Source organism: Arthrobacter sp. BK1 (genome assembly GCF_056680055.1).
On record NZ_CM155263.1, the window covers coordinates 2,797,032 to 2,816,034 of the forward strand.

General features: G+C 65.1%; 16 protein-coding genes. 9 read left to right on the plus strand and 7 right to left on the minus strand.

Annotated features, from left to right (window positions below; all coding sequences use genetic code 11):
• Positions 1 to 69 precede the first annotated feature (69 nt).
• The 4 genes from AC1MCA_RS12680 to AC1MCA_RS12695 form a co-directional block, all read right to left on the minus strand.
• Positions 70 to 2,964, minus strand: coding sequence for an ATP-binding cassette domain-containing protein (locus AC1MCA_RS12680; RefSeq protein WP_479797773.1), 2,895 nt, complete (start codon positions 2,962 to 2,964; stop codon positions 70 to 72).
• Positions 2,961 to 3,515: a hypothetical protein gene (locus AC1MCA_RS12685; protein WP_479797775.1), complete on the minus strand. Its 555-nt coding sequence runs from the start codon at positions 3,513 to 3,515 to the stop codon at positions 2,961 to 2,963. The genes AC1MCA_RS12680 and AC1MCA_RS12685 overlap by 4 nt, the downstream gene beginning before the upstream one ends.
• A 152-nt stretch (positions 3,516 to 3,667) precedes the next feature.
• Positions 3,668 to 4,159 carry a hypothetical protein gene (locus AC1MCA_RS12690; RefSeq protein ID WP_479797777.1) on the minus strand — a complete coding sequence of 164 codons (492 nt, stop codon included), beginning with the start codon at positions 4,157 to 4,159 and terminating at the stop codon, positions 3,668 to 3,670.
• Between the two features lie 20 nt (positions 4,160 to 4,179).
• On the minus strand, positions 4,180 to 4,668 hold the full coding sequence (locus AC1MCA_RS12695; RefSeq protein WP_479797779.1) for a hypothetical protein: 489 nt from the start codon (positions 4,666 to 4,668) through the stop codon (positions 4,180 to 4,182).
• 589 nt (positions 4,669 to 5,257) lie between these two features.
• Between AC1MCA_RS12695 and AC1MCA_RS12700 the strand changes: the two genes are divergently transcribed.
• From AC1MCA_RS12700 to AC1MCA_RS12725, 6 genes are all read left to right on the plus strand, one after another.
• Positions 5,258 to 5,710, plus strand: coding sequence for an SRPBCC family protein (locus AC1MCA_RS12700; RefSeq protein ID WP_479797781.1), 453 nt, complete (start codon positions 5,258 to 5,260; stop codon positions 5,708 to 5,710).
• 30 nt (positions 5,711 to 5,740) lie between these two features.
• Positions 5,741 to 6,502, plus strand: a complete 762-nt coding sequence (locus AC1MCA_RS12705; protein ID WP_479797783.1) for a hypothetical protein — start codon at positions 5,741 to 5,743, stop codon at positions 6,500 to 6,502.
• Between the two features lie 272 nt (positions 6,503 to 6,774).
• Entirely contained in the window at positions 6,775 to 7,674 is a 900-nt protein-coding gene (locus AC1MCA_RS12710; RefSeq protein WP_479797785.1) for a response regulator, read from the plus strand.
• A 10-nt stretch (positions 7,675 to 7,684) separates the two neighbouring features.
• Entirely contained in the window at positions 7,685 to 8,965 is a 1,281-nt protein-coding gene (locus AC1MCA_RS12715) for a wax ester/triacylglycerol synthase domain-containing protein (protein ID WP_479797786.1), read from the plus strand.
• 201 nt (positions 8,966 to 9,166) lie between these two features.
• Positions 9,167 to 10,618: an HNH endonuclease signature motif containing protein gene (locus AC1MCA_RS12720; RefSeq protein ID WP_479797788.1), complete on the plus strand. Its 1,452-nt coding sequence runs from the start codon at positions 9,167 to 9,169 to the stop codon at positions 10,616 to 10,618.
• A 290-nt stretch (positions 10,619 to 10,908) separates the two neighbouring features.
• Positions 10,909 to 11,382 (plus strand): SRPBCC family protein, encoded by a 474-nt coding sequence (locus AC1MCA_RS12725; RefSeq protein WP_479797791.1) that lies wholly within the window; start codon positions 10,909 to 10,911, stop codon positions 11,380 to 11,382.
• A gap of 250 nt (positions 11,383 to 11,632) precedes the next feature.
• Here the strand turns inward: AC1MCA_RS12725 and AC1MCA_RS12730 are convergent, their stop codons facing one another.
• Positions 11,633 to 12,322 (minus strand): GntR family transcriptional regulator, encoded by a 690-nt coding sequence (locus AC1MCA_RS12730; protein ID WP_479797794.1) that lies wholly within the window; start codon positions 12,320 to 12,322, stop codon positions 11,633 to 11,635.
• Between the two features lie 59 nt (positions 12,323 to 12,381).
• Positions 12,382 to 13,875: an FAD-dependent tricarballylate dehydrogenase TcuA gene (tcuA, locus tag AC1MCA_RS12735; RefSeq protein ID WP_479797796.1), complete on the minus strand. Its 1,494-nt coding sequence runs from the start codon at positions 13,873 to 13,875 to the stop codon at positions 12,382 to 12,384.
• Positions 13,876 to 14,072: 197 nt separating this feature from the next.
• Between tcuA and AC1MCA_RS12740 the strand changes: the two genes are divergently transcribed.
• The 3 genes from AC1MCA_RS12740 to AC1MCA_RS12750 are packed head-to-tail and all read left to right on the plus strand — an operon-like array spanning position 14,073 to position 17,205.
• Positions 14,073 to 15,053, plus strand: a complete 981-nt coding sequence (locus AC1MCA_RS12740) for a Bug family tripartite tricarboxylate transporter substrate binding protein (protein WP_479797798.1) — start codon at positions 14,073 to 14,075, stop codon at positions 15,051 to 15,053.
• Entirely contained in the window at positions 15,050 to 15,697 is a 648-nt protein-coding gene (locus tag AC1MCA_RS12745) for a tripartite tricarboxylate transporter TctB family protein (protein ID WP_479797801.1), read from the plus strand. The genes AC1MCA_RS12740 and AC1MCA_RS12745 overlap by 4 nt, the downstream gene beginning before the upstream one ends.
• Entirely contained in the window at positions 15,697 to 17,205 is a 1,509-nt protein-coding gene (locus AC1MCA_RS12750) for a tripartite tricarboxylate transporter permease (protein WP_479797803.1), read from the plus strand. The genes AC1MCA_RS12745 and AC1MCA_RS12750 overlap by 1 nt, the downstream gene beginning before the upstream one ends.
• 169 nt (positions 17,206 to 17,374) lie before the next feature.
• On the opposite strand, the gene AC1MCA_RS12755 is transcribed toward AC1MCA_RS12750, so the two are convergent.
• A complete protein-coding gene (locus AC1MCA_RS12755) occupies positions 17,375 to 18,976 on the minus strand; it encodes an APC family permease (protein WP_479797805.1) in 1,602 nt (533 codons plus the stop codon).
• Positions 18,977 to 19,003 lie beyond the last annotated feature (27 nt).

Sequence of the window (19,003 nt, forward strand, 5' to 3'; positions counted from 1 at the left end):
ATCCACGGGAAATAGCGAATCCTAGGGATCCTCCCTCTGTGACCTTCAAGGTATTTCCGGACGGTGCCCTCAAGCCCCGATGTGCAGCCGGTCCCTGGCCTGATCCGAGTGGGCCTGGGCGGCCTGCCCGCCCGTGCTGGACACCGGCTTCACCCGCCGGAGCGCTGCGAGAATGGCGCGCCCCACCACGGCAATTCCGATAATGGTGGTGACGGCACGCAGGGTGTCCCAGCCCGCCGTCGACGTCACCAGCGAGTAGAGCAGGAAGCTGCTGAGGTTGGTGCCCAGCGGCGCGCCGGCGACGTAGGAGATGCCGGTGCCGGAACCCACGGCGAAGGGCCAGAACCACAGGTTCGTCAGCAGGCCGAACAGGTAAGAGGCCACCACGCCGTAGCCGGCCAGCATCCACAGTTCGGCCTTCCCGCGCACCCGCCGGGGGAGCAGACCGGCACCCGCGCCCACCCATGCACAGGCGAAGATCTGGAACGGTGTCCAGGGCCCGATGCCGCCCCACAAGGCGCTTGAGAGGGCGATAGTGGCGGCGCCGAGCAGCATGCCGAAGCGCGCACCGAAGGCCCGGCCGGCCAGGATCAGCAGGATAAACACTGCTTCCACGCCCCCGACGCCGGTACTCGCCACGCGCACCGCGGAACCTACGGCAGCCAGGACGCCGAGCAGCGCCACCGTGTGCGCGGAACGCACCGAGCCGTCGAGGGACACCACGATGGCAACGACGGCGATGGGCGCCATGGCCAGCGCCGCGTAGGGGAGTGCCGCGGCGGCGTCCTGGGGGAGTGCCGCGGCGAGGAGCGGCCAGCAGAATGCCGCGAGGGCCAGGAGGTTTGCGGCGGCGAGGACTGGGATCTCGACGCCCCGCGGCATCCGGATGCGGTGCTGTTTCCTGGCAGCGGGAATGTCTGTCCGCCGGTCGGTGAACCGTGGTGCTGCGATGACCGGGACAGTGGCGGTACTCGCCAGGACGGACTCGGTCCCGGATGAGGGCGCGACGCCGTCACTCATGGGGAGGATCCGGGCACCGAGTCCGTGCGCAAAGTCGTGGTCGTGGGTGGCGATCAGGACCGCCGTGCCGGTGTCCGCTGCGGCCCGCAGCGCGGCCGCGACTGCCGTGCGCGCCGCAGGGTCGAGGCCACGGGTGGGCTCATCAATCAAGAGGACCTGCGGGTTGTCCATGGTCTGCAGCGCGATGGCCAGGATCCTGCGTTCGCCGGCAGAGAGGTCCCGCGGATGCTCGTGGCCAATGGGAATCCGGACGTCTCCCCGCAAACGGGCAAGGTGTGAAGCTGCGGAGCCGGGCGTGGGCTGGCCGCCGTTCTTTCGGCGGCCTTGGCGCCGCTCGGCCGCGCGGAGCTCGCCTGCCACGGTATCCCTCGTGAAGAGGTCATCCGAGGCGTCCGGCACAAGGGCGACGCGGCCGCCGTCGAGCGTGCCGCCGTCGAGCGTGCCGCCGTCGAGCGTGCCGCCGTCGAGCGTGCCGCCGTCGAGCGTGCCGCCGTCGCGCGTTCCTTCACCAGCCGTTCCCTCACCCAGGGCGAGCGCCACCAGGAGGGACGACTTCCCGGCGCCGTTCGGCCCCACCAGGGCCACCACTTCACCGCGGTGCAGGGTCAGGGATGCCTCGCGCACGAGCGTCTTGCCCTTGCGGTGCACCGCGAGGTTAGTGGCAGTCAGGACGGGCGCGTGCTCCGCAGGCTGGGCCGGCGTCGGACGGGAAACGACGGCGGGCGACGGCGACGGTGCGGCACCCGGTACGAGGGCGCCGTCGTCGATGGTCCACCAGGAATCGGCGACGGGTACGAGCGGTTCCGCCCGGTGCTCCGCCACGATGACGCAGAACCCTGCTTCGCGGGCGAGGGCGTGGAGCACTGCGATGACGTGTCCACGTGCTGCGGTGTCGAGGTCGGCCAGCGGCTCGTCCACCAGGAGAAGGGCCGGCTGCTCCACCACCGCTGCGGCGATGGCGACGAGCGTTGCCTCACCGGCCGAGAGGGTGCTGACGTTCCGGTCCAGGAGCGCAGTCACCCCGATGCTCTGGGCGACCTCCAGCACCCGGGCCTTGGCGGTCACGGCTGCGACGCCGCGCAGCTCAAGGGCGAGGCCAATTTCGTCCCGGACCCGGCTGGTGGCGAACGCGGCACGGGGATTCTGCAGGACGACGCCGATGAGCCGGGCGGTATCGCGCGGCGGTGTGGTGGCACGGTCGGCTCCGGCGACGCTCAGCGTGCCGGAGACGTCTCCGCCGTCAACGTGGGAGAGGAGGCCCGCGATGCCCCGCAGGATGGTGGACTTGCCGGAGCCCGTCGGCCCGGTGATGACCGCAATTGACCCGGGGGGCGGGGCGAATTTGGCGATCCGCACCTGCGCGTCGCCGATGCGGAATTGTGCGTCCCGGATGAGAACCGGTGGTTCGGTACCTTCACCGGGTAAGTGTGCTGCCCGGCTCCCGAAGCCGCGCAGCTCCAGGGCCGCGGCGACCCGGCTGGCGTGCTCCAGGGTGCGCTCCAGCACGGGCACCAGGGCCCGGGGGCCGAAGCGCTCGCCGCGCAACCGGAAGGCCAGGCGCACGGAGGTCACGGCGTCGGCAAGTGCCGGAAGCGCCGCCCACGCCACCACAAGCATCCGGGCAACGCCCTGCATGGGTCCGCCGCGGGCCAGGTGGACGAAGCCGCGGGAGATGTCCACAAAGGCATTGAGCAGGCCGAAACCGAGGAACATCCCGGCAATCGGCAGGGCGGACAGGACCGCCTGCCACAGCCCGGGCGCCGTGACGGGACCGAGGAAGACAACGTGCGAGTACGGGGCAGGCAGTCGGATCCCCGGCAGGTCGAACAGGACGGGTTCACCGATGCCCGCGCCGTTGAAAAGTACGCGGTAGATGACCCGCGCCGCGATGAACACGACGGCGAGGACCGCCGCCGCGCGTAACGGCGCGGGTCGGAAGGTCATGCCGCGGGGGCGGCCGGTTCGCCGTCGACCGTGAAGAGCAGTTCCAGGCTCTGGCCCGGGCTGACCTGCAGGGTGGCGAGGCCTTCCTGGGCGTATTCCCAGGCACCGGCGTCGGGCTTTATCCAGAGCGACCAGTACGCGAAGGCGGCGGGCATGCCCGTGCATTCTTCCTTGTACGTGCCGGCCTTGTGGGTGATGTCGAAGTCCGCTGCCGGCACACCGTTCACGCGGCACACAAGTTCGGTGGGGTACTGCGTGGTGCCTACGGTCTTCACGTCGGCCTCTTCGAGCACCTTGGAAGCTGCGGTGGGGGCGTCCACGGGCACGCACACGGACTTGTCAGCGGCATCCTGCTTCAGGGCGCCCGAATCGACGATGACCTTCACGCCGGTGCAGGCTTCGGAAGCGGCGCTGGACGAAGCGGCTGCCGTTGTAGCCGGTGCGGTAGTGGGCTGGGTGGCGGCCGGTGCGGAACAGGCGGCGAGGGTAAACAGGAGACCGGCGGCGGCGAGGGAGCTCGCGGCGGCGGTGCGGATCTTAGTCAAAGTCACCTGTCAAGGGTAGGGCGTTGCCTGCCCTGAGAGGGATGCCGTCACGTTGTGTGACGTCACCCCGACGTCTGACCAAACGGAAGCGGACGACGGCGGGAGGTCCCGCCGTCGTCCGCTCACTGCTTTACTCCCTCCAGTGCAGGCGCAGACCTTCACCCCTCAGCCGGACTTCTGCTCCGACTGGTTCTGTTCGTCATCCGTCGATTGCGTTGCTCCAGCGATCCGCGCCACGGCGAAATTACTGAGGGGGCAATTCCAAGCAGCGCAAAAACGAGGATCATCTCCAAGATGCCGAACCCGAAGTACACGCTTTGCAGCCAGGAGTATCCGATGATGGCCAGCTCGGTGAAATTCCAGATGAGCATGGCGAAGCCGGCAACAGCGGATGCCAGCAGAGCCCAGTGACGCCGTGTGATCAGCGCGAACGCGGCAACCGCATGCGTTCCGCCGAGGATGATTCCCAGGATGAGACCCAGGACCAGGAAGGAGGACTCAAACCACGTGCCTGCAAGGAGTTCCAGTGGAACGCCCGCTCCGTTGAAGAACGTGGCCATAACGGCACCGCCGAAGGATGACACCGCATCAAAGATCAGCAGGGCGACGAGTACCCGCGAAAATGTTCTGCTGGCAAGAGGGAGATTCACGGTTCAGGACCTTCCGATAGTCATACTGGCAGGGGAACCCCTGTACGGTGCCGTGGCGGACGGAATGCCTGCCACAAGCTCCGCGGGTACTCCTTTCGCATAAGCCATGCCAAACCTGCGGCAAACACCGGGTTCGGCAGCGTCCAGATACCCAAAGGCGTAATGACAATCAAGAAGAGGATGGCGCCCAGCAGTCCCAGCTTGACGAGTCTGCCCCCGCTGAGCATCAGCAGGCCGAGGGTGATCTCGCCGGCCGCAGCCAGGATCCCAATGAGCTGCGGTGCGGGTGCGACGATGTTTTGGAAGAACCAGGCATAGAAGGGAATCAGCGGAGCATCCGTACCTAGCTTCACGAACTGATCGGGGGCGACAGCACTTAGTACGACGTTGACGGCTACGGCCATAACGATAAAGAAGATGCCGACAAAGATGCGAGCTGCGTTGGGCCTGGCGAGGCAAAACACCAGAACCGCGATGCAGAATACCAACCAAGGAATAAGCTGTTGCATTTGACCTCGTTCCTAGCCTTCGGCGTCAGGTATCTATCGGTCCCCCGGAATACAGAATCGCTTGCTTCTTCTCTGCCGGACAGGGTCCAAAGTCATCCGTGAAGCCGACCCGCGGACGAGAAGCCTTTACACTGGCCCGTCCGGGGGTGACCATTGGGGATGACCCCGTCTCCCGAAACCCTCACCGTTGCTCTGGAAGACATCGGCAACACTTCATGGCGGGCCAGGATTCTGACAATCCTCGGTTCCCAGTACGGAAGCACCCAGCAGCGTTTCGTAGGCCAGGTTGGCGGGAAAACCCGGTACGCGAGCTCAACCTTTCCCGTTCCAGGGTCAGCCGGACCGGTAGCCCCTCAAGAGCAATGGGCTCCGGGCATGACTGCCGCGTTGGAAGAGCTGCAACGTGATCTGGCCAGGGATGGTTGGGGAGAGACTTCCCATGGCAGGGAACCCTGGTCCTTTACCTATAAGCGGGAGACGCCTGAACTTTCCTAACCACGGCTATCCCGGTTCGGCGACTATCGCGCCCCCTTTCACGTCGGCTTCGGCACCGTTCGGGTCCATGATGCCGAGAGGAGGATGGAGTGAAGTGGTTCATATCACTGGAAAGGTCCGGATAGCCGCGCCGCAAGAGCGCGTCTTCGATGTGGCCGCTGATTCGCGCAATGAGCCGGTTTATAACCCCGCCATGACTCAAGTCGTGTTGGTAACGCCTGAGCCCATCGGGCTCGGCGCGAGGTTTCGTGCGCGCATGGGCCAGGCCGGTATGGACATGCTTGTTGAGCTGACCGAGTTCGATCGTCCGCATCGCCTCGGCTCGATGACTACAAGTTCGATGATGGAAACATCTGGGACGCTGACCTTCACCACCGTCGGTGACGCCACGGTTATGACGTGGGACTGGCAGGTGCGCCCCAAGGGATGGTTCCGGATGTTGAGCCCCTTGGTGGGACCGCTCGGTCGGCGCCAGGAACGCAAGATCTGGGATGGGCTGAAGAGCAGACTTGAGGCCGAGTCCGAGGCCGAGCCGGACAGTTCATGACCCAAACAAGAGTGACGCCGGAGGTACGGAATGAGAGCGGAAGCCATGGCCGGTGCAACGGTCAGCGCTGAATGGCGCGGACTGGTCCGGCTCGGCGCTGCCGCGGCGGTGTTTGTGGTAGCGATGATCCCCCTCCAGGCAGCCATTTTCATCCTCCGGCCACCACCACACACCGTCGAGGGTTTCTTCGCATTGTTTCAGGAGAATCCGCTGCTCGGACTTCTCGACCTGGACGTTCTTTTGACGCTCGACTACCTCGTCATGATTCCCTTCTACCTGGCCCTTTATGTGGTTGTCAGGGCGGTAGCGCCCGCATGGGGACTGCTGGCATTGGTGGTCGGGCTGTTCAGCCTTGTGTTATTCGTTGTCTCCCGCGAAGCTACCTTCTCCATGTGGATGCTGAGCGAACAGTACGCTGGGACATCCTCCGCAACTGACAGGTCCGCATTGCTGGCTGCGGGCAGGACGCTGCTCACCCTCTACAATGGCGGCACGTTTGCAACCAGCTACGTGTTGGGTGCGGTCAGTACCCTTCTCTTCTCCGCCGTGATGGTCCGGCACGCCATCTTCGGGCGGCTTGTCGGCCTCCTCGGTGTCCTCACGGGGTTGACCATGCTCGTCCCCGCGAATGCCGGCCCCGTCGGGCTGGCGATTGCCATGATGTCACTTCTTCCCACGGCTGTCTGGCTGATACTACTCGTCCCGCACTTGCTCCGGGCCGCGCGGAAACAACCGCCGGACAACAGCATCGGGCAGCTCGCGGCCAGGGCGCCGGGGGATCACCGCCTCTAGAAGCCGGGGCCCGCGTCTTTCCGGCTGAGGAACTGAGTGCGGGCAGGGGTGCCATAAGGCCGGGAAAAAGTAATCTCTCGGTGCGGGCCCGGACCCTGTCTTCTGAAGGCTGTTAGGTCTAGCGTGGGAGCAAGGGCTGGTGCGCGTCTGCGCGCTGGCCGGGAACGCCGGATGGGGATCCGGTGAGGTTCGTCTTCGCAGCGGTGACGCCCGCGTCAGGGATCCACTATCAGCGCCTTCAGGGTCTAAAAGGTGAAGGAACGGACCGCTTTATGGCTGACCGGCAACTCCAGTCGACGTACCCTGCAACCGGGCCGACCATGTACCTGCTGGATGACCACGAGGTTGTGAGGCGGGGCTTGCGACAGCTGTTGGAGGCCGAGGGTTTCAGCATCGTCGGGGAGTCGGGCTCGGCCCGTGTGGCTGCCCGGGAGATCCTTGTGCTGCGCCCGGATGTGGCGATCCTTGATGATGATCTGCCGGATGGTTCCGGCGCCGGTGTGTGCCGGGCAATCGCTGCCGCGGACGAGTCTGTCCGGTGCGTTCTGTTGACCGGGGAATCGGGGGAGGCGGTGCTGATCGAGTCCATTCTGGCCGGCGCCTGGGGTTGCCTGTCCAAACAGGATGACAGCTGGGAGCAGGTCCGGCTGCTCCGCCGGGTGCTGGGCGGGCGCACCGCGTACAGCAGCCTGTTCGGGCCGCCGTGCCTGGCCTCGTTTCCCTCGGGCGCGCCGGGCCGGCCGGAGGACCGACTCCTTGCTCTGTCGAGGCAGGAAATGAGGACCGCCGTCGGCCTGGCCAGCGGGCTAAGTAACCGCCAGATCAGCCAGGAGATGTCCCTGGCGGAAAAGACCGTCAAGAACCTCGTCTCATCTGTGCTGATGAAACTTGGCATGGAACGCAGAACACAGGCCGCTGTGCTTGTCACCACAGCCCTCGGCCAATCCGACGGCCTGACCGGCGCATGCAGGTTCAGTCCGTTCCCGGAATTTGCTGCCGAGGTCACGGCAGCACTGCTGGACTGCACCAGAGAGGTGCGCGCCGCAGTTTCCACAGAGGGCACGCGGGCAGAGGAAAGCGTCCGGCTTGCTGATGCCCTGGCCGCCGCCCGGACCGGGCTGACAACTTTGCCACCATGGCCCAACCGGACCCGAGCGACCGGGATAGCGTAAGCGGGCACACATGCACCCAGCGACGCACAGGCTGGCCTCCACTGACGAGGCGAACCTCGTGCTCGACCACGCAGGCCAGGTCAACGTGTTCCTCGTCGCTTGCCTGCTCGAGCCGGGCGGTTTCCTGGCCGTGGACGGGTCACCGGACATGGCCCGGTTGCGGGCGGTCCTCCGCGAGCGGATTGCGGAGGTGCCGGCGCTCCGTAAAAGAGCAGTCCAGATGGGCCGCCGGCATCACTGGATTGAATCCACGCCCGACATCGAGCACCACATCCGCCTTGTGGATCCCGTCGACGGTCTCGCGGGACTTCAGATCAGATGCGCCGAGCTGATGGGCCAGCCGCTCGCAGGGGACCGTCCGTTGTGGGAGATCCTGTTGGTGCCGGATGCCACGGTGAGGGGACTCGGCGTCGTGCTGCGCATCCATCATGCGGTGGCCGACGGCATGACGGCAGCCGTGATTGTGCAGCAGTTCTTTGATCCCGGCGAACCGGGGGAGAAGGCGGTAAACGAACAGCATACGCACGAGCAGGCGGAGGCGCCGCGGTACCGCCCTGGGAACAGTCCACGCCGCACTCTGCGTCGTCTCAGGATTGGCCTGCGCCGCATCCGGATGACCTTGTGGGGCCGCGGCGTGAGCGGCACGGTGCTGCTCGGGGAGCGCAGCGCGCACCACGGCGTCGCTTTTGTGCGTGGAGATATCGAAGCCCTCGAGACGGTGGTGCGTCCGCGGGCTGCCACGGTCAACGATGCACTGCTCGCCGCAGCGGCGGCGGGCTTCCGGGCAGCCCTGAAGTCTGCCGGTGAGCCCGTTCCCGCTTGGCTGCCGGTGTCTGAGCCTGTGGCGTTGCGGCGCCGGGGGCCTGCCGCGAACCAGGTGGGAGTCATGTTTGTGCGGCTGCCGCTCGGGGAGCCTGACCCTGATGAGCGCTTGCGGCTCATCGCCGAGCAGACCCGCGCGGAGAAACCACAGGCCAGGGACCAGGGCACCCTGGAGTTCATGCGCGGCCCGGTGGGCGCCCGCATCATGGACCACCTCGCCCGGCGGCAGCATCTGGTGGGCGGGTTTGTCACCAACGTGCCGGGTCCGGAGGGCACGTTCCGCCTTGCGGGAGCCCCGGTCGCTGCGCTCTGGCCGGTTGCGGTACTCGCCGGCAACGTGCGGCTCGGTGTCGCAGCTGTCTCATACGCCGGCAACCTGTGCTGCGGCATCCACTTTGACGCGTTGAATGTGCCAGGCGCCGTGTTTGCGCAGGCCATGGGTGAGGAGATGGCGCGCCTCGGCCAGTGAGGGAAGCCTAAATCAAGCGGACGACGGCGGGACTTGAGTTCCAGGAAGTCCCGCCGGCGTGTGCTTCCGTTGGACGCTTCCCGCCCAACATAGCCGCCTTGCCAAGTCTCATAGCGCGTTCACTACCCGTGCTGACGCTGCCTGCCGTTGGCACAAACAGGAACTTCTCAAAATGTCAGACCCCCCTGCGATGCTTTGGTTATGGAAACCGGTGTGGTTGTCGATGCGGGAGGCAGGACCGCGGTTGCGGCTGCCATTGCATCGGTGGCCGGACTGGTTGAGGAGCTGGCCGGTGTTCTTGACCGCCCGTCGGCCGCCCAGGCTGGGCCTATGCGTATGGCCGATGTCGATGCTGATCCGATGCAGGAGTTTTCCGAGGCGTGCCTGGAGGGGTTAGGGGTGCTGGCTCGGATTGAGGCCGCGACGGCGGCGGTGAAGGTCCGGCTGGTGGCCGGCCACGCGGAGGCAGCGGCCGGGTTGGAGGACCCGCCGGCCAATGCGTATGAGGCATCGGCGCAGGAGATGAGCCTGGTGGCAGAAGTCGCTTGCGTGCTCACCATCGGCGAACGTGCCGCATCCGCACTCCTTGGAGAAGCCCATGCACTGACCACCTCGTTGCCGGCAGCACTCGATGCGCTGCAGACCGGCACCATCGCCTGGCAGCATGCCCGCATCATGGTCGAGGAAACTACTGACCTGACCCCTGCAGCCTGCTCTGCCCTGGAGGCACACTTCTTCGGCCAGGACGCCCTCAACCCTGCCAACGGTGCCGCGCCCGGAGAGCTGGTGCCCGGCCGGTTCCGTCGGAAGGTCCGGGCCTGGCGCGAACGCCACCACCCCGAGTCCCTTGAAATACGGCACGCGACGAGCATGGCGGACCGGAGGATGGAGTACGCCCCGGACCGCGACGGCATGGCCTGGATCTCGCTCTACCTTCCCGGCGACACAGCCTGCGCCATCTGGAACAAGACCACCGCTTTGGCCCGCGGTCTTCAAGGCCCACACGAATCACGCACCCTCACCCAGTTGCGTGCCGACATTGTCGCAGGGCTGCTGCTGGGCAGTGCTAACCGGGACATCGGCGAAGTGCCCTCCCCTAGAGTTGAACTGCTCCTCACCCTCCCGGTCTTCTCCCTCCTCGGCCTCACCGACGAACCGGGCGAAGTCGACGGGCTGGGCCCGGTCCCGCCATCGGTGGCACGCAGGCTGGTTGCTGAGGGTGCCAGCTCGTTCTACCGCGTCCTGGTCGACCCCCGTGACGGGGCGCCTCTGGAAATCGGGAGGAAAAGCTACCGGCTCCCGGAAGCACTGAAGCGATGGCTCAAGATGCGGGACGGCACGTGCACCTTCCCGGGCTGCAGCAACAACAGCCTGGACAATGAGGCGGACCATCTCACCGCCTGGCAGCAGGGCGGGACCACCGGGATCAGCAACCTTGGACAGGCATGCCCGAAGCACCATCGACTCAAACACCGGCGGCCCTGGAAACCAACGCAGGCCACGAAGACAGAGCCACCGGGCTGGGTTTCACCCACAGGGCGACGCTATCCAGCGGAGCACCCGGACCTGGAACCACCACTCATACCACAATGGTGTCTGCCCGCTGCCGTTAGCCCCTTAGAGCAGGCCATCCTGACGCGCCTCGCGGCCTGACTCCCCTGGTTGCTGACCCGCCTCATTGCTGTGTTTGCGGTCCGTTGGGGCGGATCCTCCCGCTTAGGCGGAGCCCCATGAAGGTGCTGTTGGATCAAGTGGCCTGCCTCCGCGGATGCGGATTGCCCCTCCGACCGGGCCAAGGGCGACGCCGACCTCCCGGGAATCCTGGAGGGTCTGGACCCCGGCAGCGGCCGGATTTATCGTGAAAAGGTGGCGGCTGCCTGACTGGCAGGATGGCCAGTGCTGCCGGTCTGCTGTTGCGGCCGTCCGTCATGAGGAGGAAGCAGATGGAACACGTCGAAGAGACCGTTGACGTCGCAGTCCCGGTGCGGACCGCATACAACCAGTGGACCCAGTTCGAATCCTTTCCGCAGTTTATGTCCGGCGTGGAATCCGTAACCCAGTTGACTGACACCACCAATCACTGGGTGACCAGGGTGGGTGGAGTCCGGCGGGAATTCGATACTGAAATCGTTGACCAGGAGCCTGACGACAGGATCGCCTGGCGCAGCACCGACGGCAAATCCCATGCCGGCATCATCAGTTTCACACCGCTGGATGCCAATCATACGAAGGTCAAAGTCCATTTCGAATGGGCACCGGAAACAGTCACTGAAAAGGCAGGCGCGGCCCTGAAGATTGACGAGGTGCAGGTCAAGGCCGATATGAGTAAGTTCAAGCACTTCATCGAGTCACGCGGTACCGGAACCGGCGCGTGGCGTGGTGACGTCAAGGACAGCGGCCCCACCGGGCAGTCCTAGGAGTGCCGGTGGGATCAGCAGAAGAATCGCCTTACAAACAGAAAGCGGACGACGGCGGGAGCCTCCCGCCGTCGTCCGCTCCCGTATGAAAGAGGCGGGGTGGCGTCTTCGGCCACCCCGCCTGCCTCGCGTTGGCCTTGTCCTGCACCCGTCTCTCGGGGTGCTGTTGCGAATGGCATGCAGGACCAAGGCATACGCAAACCGGAAGTTTTATCCGGCAGCTGATTGAGCTGTTGGCGCCGGCGAGCTATTACCGGCTGGAGCTGTGAGTGGTCAGCGGCTGCTGCAGTGCCGTCTCCCGCAGTAGCTTCAGGCGGAGGGTCCGCGCTGTTTCCATGTGCTGACGCGCGATTCTCGCCGCCGCATCACTGTCCTGCTGCTCGATGGCGGCTATCAGCGCCTCATGCTCGTCCAGGGATTCGGGCCAGCGGTTTCCCGTGGAAAGTGTGGACCGGGGGGCATGGATGAGGTGGGTCGACAGGCGGTCCAGCAGGTCACGGAGGACGGGATTGTGGGCGCAGTTCCAGACGGCGGCGTGGAACTCCAGGTTGGTAATGATCCTGGTGTGGTCATCCGGCTCCTGGAGTTCCCGGTCCCGCTGCAGCAACGCCTCAAGCCGCATCAGGTCGGGGAACTGCCGTGAACGGGCTGCCTGGCGTGCTGCTTCCTCCTCGAGGAGGATGCGCATGTCATAGATCTGGATAACCTGCTGCGGGTCCACTTGGGGTACCTGCAAGCCCCTGGCCACCCGTTCCAGGAGCCGTTCCTGCTGCAGGCGGGACAGCGCCTCCCGGACGGGTGTCCGGGAGACGCCGAAACGCTGGGCCAGGGAAGTTTCCCGGATGGCGGTGCCTGGTTGGTGCACCCCGGACAGGATTTCGCTCCGCAGGGTCTGGAAGATGCTCTCTCCGTCGATGCGGGGGGCTGCTGTGTCCGTCACGGTGCTGGTCCTTGAGGCGTTGGGGGTGGTTACTTCCGGGCGCTTACTCGCATGGAACTTTACGCCAGAACACCGGCCCGCCGGCCGAAGACGCAGCCTGCAGCAAGGCCAGTGCCGCCGGGGTAATTGGTGCTGAACAGCCCACCGAGCATTTCGCCGGCCACGTAAAGGCCTCCGATGTGCTTCCCGTCTTCGTCCAGGACGCGGCCGTGGGTGTCAGATTTGATGCCGCCGAACGTAAACGTAATCCCGCACGTGACGCCGTAGGCGTAGAAGGGCCCGGTCTCGATGGGGGCGGCCCAGTTGCTCTTGACCGGTTCCGTGTCGGCCTTCCGGCCGTCCTTGACAGTGGGGGCGAACGGGACGGAGCGGTCGATCGAGTTGTTGAAGTCCGTCACGGTCTTGGACAGGCTCTCGGCGTTCACACCGATTTTGGCGGCCAGGTCCTCGATGGTGTCCGCAACTTCAACGGAGATGCCGGGCATGTCGTATTCCTCGCTGCGGAGCATCGGGCGCAGGGTTGCGTCGAAGATCTGGTAGGCCACGGAGCCGGGCTGCTTGAGGATTTCCTTGCCGTATTTGGCGTAGGTGTAGTTCCGGAAGTCCGCTCCCTCGTCGAGGAAGCGCTTGCCCTCGGTGTTCACAATGATGCCGAAGGGGTAGCTCTGCCGGGTCAGCCGGTTGGTAAGCTCGCGGTTGCTTTCGTTGGTTGCCGTGAAGGCGTCCCACTGGACGCTGTGGCACGTTCCCCAGTCGCCGCCCTTCGTGGCGCCGATCGCGAGGGCGGCCGCGATCATGTCGCCGGTGTTGTAGGGGGTGCCGCGCACCTTGGCGTTTTCCCAGCCCTCGCCGAGGTGCTCCCGGCGCCACTGGGGATCAGCTTCGAAGCCGCCGGCCGTGAGGACGACGGACTCTGCCAGGATGCGCTTCTCGCCTTCTGCTGTTTTGACGACGACGCCGGCAACGCGCCCGTTTTCGACGATGAGGCTTTGCGCCGCGTGGCCGTAACGGATGTCGACGCCCAGCTGGGTAGCTACGCGTGTGTGGTCTTCGATCAGGCCTTCGCCGCCGCCCACGTTTCCAACATGCAGGCCGCCCCAGAAGAGGTAGGACCCGTCCGTGCGCTCGTACGCCTGGCGTTCGTACATCAGGCGGTACTTCAGGCCCAGGCCGTTGAGCCAACGCAGGGTGGACTGGCTCTCGGCGATGAGGACCTCAGTCAGTGCGGGGTCATTCCGGCCTTCGGTGACCTTTTCCAGGTCTGACGCGTACTCCTCTGCGCTGTAGGGAGGGACCACGGTCTGGGCGTGCCGCTCGTCCGGTTCCACCAGGTCCGCCAGATCATCCAGGCCGTTATGAATGATCCGGGTGGCGCCCGCGGTATAGAAGCTGTTGCCGCCCGCCATGTCCTTCTCGCCCTTTTCCAGCAGCACAACGCGCCGGCCTCGTTCTGCCGCGGCATGCGCCGCGCTGAAACCGGCGTTTCCGCCGCCCACCACAATCACATCGACGCTGTCCGCACTCTGGGACCCGGCTCCATTACCGATAGACATTGGCTGTCCTTTCACTGAGGTTGATGGATATTACTGTATACAACTGTATGCAAGCGGTGCAAGAGCCGATGTTTGCGCAATGACTTGCCGGTGACCACGCTCACATGTATAACTGTATTTCATTGTGTACAACGGTATCCCGATTGGACACGCAGTATTTTCGCACCGCCCAACAACGTCGTTACGGAACGAGACCCATGAAAAATCCCTTACGCAATGCCGTGTTCGGCCTGGTGGTGGCCGTTGTGGCCGCGTTTGCCTTTCTGAACGCCGCTGCCGCCAGCGGAACGAGTACGGCCCGGAACAAGCTCACCCTGATCGCTCCGGCCGCACCCGGCGGCGGCTGGGACGGTTTTGCCCGTGAAGGGCAGCAGGCGCTCAAGAGCGGCGGCGTGGTCAACAACGTCCAGGTGGTCAACGTCCCGGGAGCCGGCGGAACGATTGGCCTGAGCCAGTTCGTTCAGTCCCCGGGGCGCGAAGACGCGCTCCTGGTGACCGGAGGAGTGATGGTCGGCGCCATCGAACTCGGCGACAACCCGGAGAGCATGGCGGACGTCGTGCCCATCGCACGGATGGCCGACGACTACGCGGCCCTTGTGGTTCCTGCCGACTCCGAGTTCCAAACCCTGGCCGACTTCCTGGAAGCCTGGAAGAAAGACCCGGGAGGAACCTCGATCGGCGGCGGTTCCCTGGGCTCCATCGACCATCTCCTGAGCGCCAAGGTAGCCAAGGCTGTGGGCATCAATCCGCAGGACGTCAACTACATTGCCTACTCCGGAGGCGGCGAAGCGCTGACCTCCCTCCTGTCGCACACCACCGCCGCCGGAATGTCCGGCTACAACGAAGTCCGGGACCAGATCGAAGCCGGCACCCTCCGCGCGCTGGCCATCTCCTCCGAGGATCGGCTGGAGGGCGTAGATGTTCCCACCTTCAAGGAACAGGGGGTTGAGGCATCCATGTCCAACTGGCGGGGCTTCGTCGCCGCGCCCGGAACCACGGACGAAACGAAGGCGGCATTCATCGAGATCGTCACCGAGATGCGCAGCAGCGATCACTGGCAGGGAGCCCTCAAGCGCAACAGCTGGACTGACACTTTCTCAACCGGCGAAGAATTCGAGCAGTTCATTAAAGACGAAGTTGCAACGGCCCAAGAAATCGTAAAGGACCTCGGCCTATGAGCATCACCCAGCATCAGCCAGAAGCAAAATCTCACAGGGAGCCGCAGGGCAGGCCCAAGGCCCGCTTCGGAACGGGCCGCAGCGAATTCATTGTCGTCGCGGTGCTCTACGCCGTGGCCATCTTCCTCACCATCGGCACTTTGACTATGAAAGTGCAGGGCAAGTCAGCACCCGGCCCGCAGTTCTTCCCCATCCTGGTGTGCGTGATCCTCTACCTGGTGGCCACCTTGCTGGCCATCCAGGTCCTCCGCTCCCCGAAAGTGCCTGACAATTCCATCCACCCAGGACACGGCCAGTTCTCCGCGGATATGCTGCACGACCTTGGCCATCTGGGGAAGGAAGAAGACGCTGCGTTTGATCCTGGGTCAGGGCGAACGACGGTCAAGACCTGGAAAACCTACACTGACTGGCGGACGGTCGGTCTGATGCTGTCCGGCGTCGTCGCCTTTGTCCTGCTCCTGAACCCGCTCGGCTGGATAATCAGCGCAGCTGCGCTGTTCTGGGTTGTTGCCTACGCCCTCGGCAGCCGCCGCCGATTCTTCGATATCGGCGTGGGCCTGCTCTTTTCCTCTATTACTCAACTGGCCTTTGGCGCCGGACTTGGCCTCAGCCTGCCCTCCGGCTTCATAGGAGGGATCCTCTGATGGAACAACTCGAACTCCTCATGGGCGGCTACGCCAGCGCCCTCACCCCCATCAACCTTCTCTGGGTGCTGATCGGGGCAGTCCTAGGCACCGCCGTCGGCGTCCTTCCGGGACTGGGCTCAGCGATGGCAGTGGCACTGCTGCTGCCCGTGACCTTTTCGCTGGAGCCAACAGCGGCGTTCATCATGTTTGCCGGGATCTACTTCGGCGGGCTCTTCGGCGACTCCACCTCGGGGATCCTGCTCAACACCCCCGGCAACTCCTCTGCCATGGCTTCCACCTTCGAAGGCCACCGCATGGCAAAAAGCGGACAGGCTGCCAAAGCGCTGGCCACCTGCGCCATCGGTGCCTTCATCGGCGGCCTGATCGCCACCACCCTGGTGGTGTTCTTCGCCCCCACCCTGGTCAGGATGGCCACGGTCTTCGGCCCGGCCGAGTACTTCGCCCTGGCAGTGTTCGCGTTCCTGGCCATCTCCGCCGTGGTCTCCGAGTCAGTGGTGCGCGGCATTGCAGCACTGGGCATCGGCCTCGCACTTGCCCTCGTGGGAATCGACGGCCCCAGCGGCACCGCCAGGTACACTCTCGGCATGCCTCAGCTCTTCGACGGCATCTCGGTCATCGTCATCACGGTCGGCCTGCTGGCACTCGGAGAGGTCTTCCACATCGCCTCGCGGATCCACCGGGAGCCCGCCGCCACCCAGATCGACAGCAAGGGCCGGGCCCGGCTCAATCTAGCCGACTTCAGGAAAGCCCTGCCCGCCTGGCTGCGTGGCACGGCTTTCGGGGCGCCGTTCGGGCTCATCCCTGCCGGGGGTGCGGAAGTTCCGACCTTCCTCGCCTACGGCACAGAGAAGCAACTCGCGAAACGCCGGAATGACCCGGACTTCGGAACCACGGGTTCCATCCGCGGTCTCGCCGCGCCGGAAGCCGCAGCCAACGCCACGGCCGGAACGGCAATGGGCGCCCTCCTCGCACTCGGGCTTCCCACGTCGGCCACCGCAGCGATCATGCTGGCGGCATTCCAGCAGTACGGCATGCAGCCCGGACCCCTGCTCTTCGAACGAAGCGGTGACCTGGTGTGGGCGCTGCTGGCCTCACTCTTCATCGGCCTGGTGATCCTGGTGATGATCAACATGCCGTTCGCGTCCGTCTGGGCCAAGCTGCTGAGCATCCCCAAGCACTACCTCTACGCGGGCATCACAGTCTTCTCCATGCTCGGCGTCTACGCGGTCAGCTCCGCCATTCTGGACCTCTGGCTGCTTGTCGGGATCGGGCTGCTCGGATTCCTGATGCGCCGCTACAACATCCCGCTGGCACCAGTTCTCATCGCCGTCATTCTCGGGCCGATGGCGGAAACCGAACTCCGCCGCGCCCTGGCAGTGTCCGAAGGGGACCTGGGCATTTTGGTGGGAAGCCCTATCACCATCACCCTTTACACGGTCTTGGCCGCCGCCATCCTCCTCAGTGCGGTCCAGCACCTCCGGCACCGGGCGGGCCGGAAAGTCTAGCTCGGACGCGCATTCCACAACGAAAGCGGACGACGGCGGGAACCTCCCGCCGTCGTCCGCTTTCTTGCGCTGTTGTTCTTAGAACGGGCCAACACCGATCTGCTGGGCGACGATGGCCAGGGCGACCACGGTGGCGAGCAGTATCAGGGTCAGTGGCCTTTCCGGTGCGTTACGGAGCTTCCGACGCGGCCACCAGTGAATCCTTGGGGGCTTCGTGCTGCGGTGCGCCCGACGACGGATGTGCTGCGACTGCCGCGGCGTGCTCGGCCAGCACCCCGGTCTGGTGCCGGATCTTCAGGCGGTAGAGCAGGGTCCCGCCAATGACTACGGCGCCCACGAAGATCACGCCGCCCCACTGCAGGTACCACTCGAACGGCGGCACCGAGTTGTAGATTTCCGGGCGGGGCCAGACCAGGTTGATCGTCATGGCCGCGCCCCAGAGGACGGCCAGGATGTTCACGGGCAGTCCCCACTTGCCCATGCAGAACCCGGGCTCGGAACCGTCGGCGGCGAGTGGCCACTTCTTCAGGAGCCGGTTGCGCAGCAGGGGAACCGTCACCAGGAGGTAGGAGAGGTAGATCAGGACGATGCTGATGCTGGACATGATCGTGAAAATCGCCGGCTGCATGACGTTGATGAGCAAAGGCATGACGGCCAGGACACCGATCACGATCGCTGCGATCTTGGGGGTCCTTCGGACCGGGTCCACCTTGCTGAGCTGGCGGCTGAAGGGCAGGTTGTTGTCCCGGGCCATGGCAAACATCATGCGGATGGCGGCGGCATGGACGGCCAGGGTGCAGACCACCACGGCCACAACAATGCACGCGAGGAAGGCCTTGCCGAACGGTCCGCCCAGGACGGAGAGCACAATGTACTGCAGCCCGCCGTCGGCCGCTCCCACCTTGGGATCTGCCAGGTCAGGTGCGGCCAGGATGCCAAACAGCAGGATCAGGCCGCCCAGCACGAACGAGGCCGTGATGGCCCGCAGGATTGCCTTGGGTGCCGTCCGTTTGGGGTCTTTGGTTTCCTCGCCCAGGGAACTGGCGGTGTCAAAGCCGTACATCACATAACCGGACGCCATGGCACCGATCAGGAAGACACCGAAGAAGCCGAGGTCGTGGCCTTCCCCGTAGCCGGCGGTGTCGAAAAAGACCTCTGGGCCGCGCACCACGTGCCAGCCCAGCGCGAGGATCAGGAGTACGGCTGCGGTCAGCTCCACGAAAACGCCGATGCTGTTGATCCGGGTCATGAGCTTCACGCCGAACGCGTTGATGAGGGTGGAGATGGTGATCATGATGCTGGCCAGCACCACGCCGTTCATGGCGAAATCGTAGGGGCCGGTGCCGTCACCGACGAACTGGAAGCCGGACCAGAGCTGGGGCAGGGTGAGCTGCAGGGCAAGTGCCACGGAGCCCAGCGCCACGATGGAGGAGATCATCAGCAGCCAGCCGGCCAGCCAGGCCGAGGTGCCGGACGCGAGCCGTTTGGCCCAGTTGTAGACCGATCCCGCGACGGGATAGCGGCCCGCCAGCTCGGCGAAACAGAGTGCCACCATGAGCTGGCCGGCAAAGACGATGGGCCATGACCACGCATACGCGGGGCCGGCCATGGAAAAACCGAAGTAGAACAGTTGGAAGACGCCGGTGAGGATGGAGATGTAGCTGACGCCTGCGGCGAAGCTGGCAAATTTGCCGATGCTCCGGTCCAGGGTCTGGGTGTAGCCGAATTCGTCCATGCCGCTTGAATCAATACTCTTGCTGGGTTCCGCCATGTGGACTCCTAAATCAGAAAAGCACGA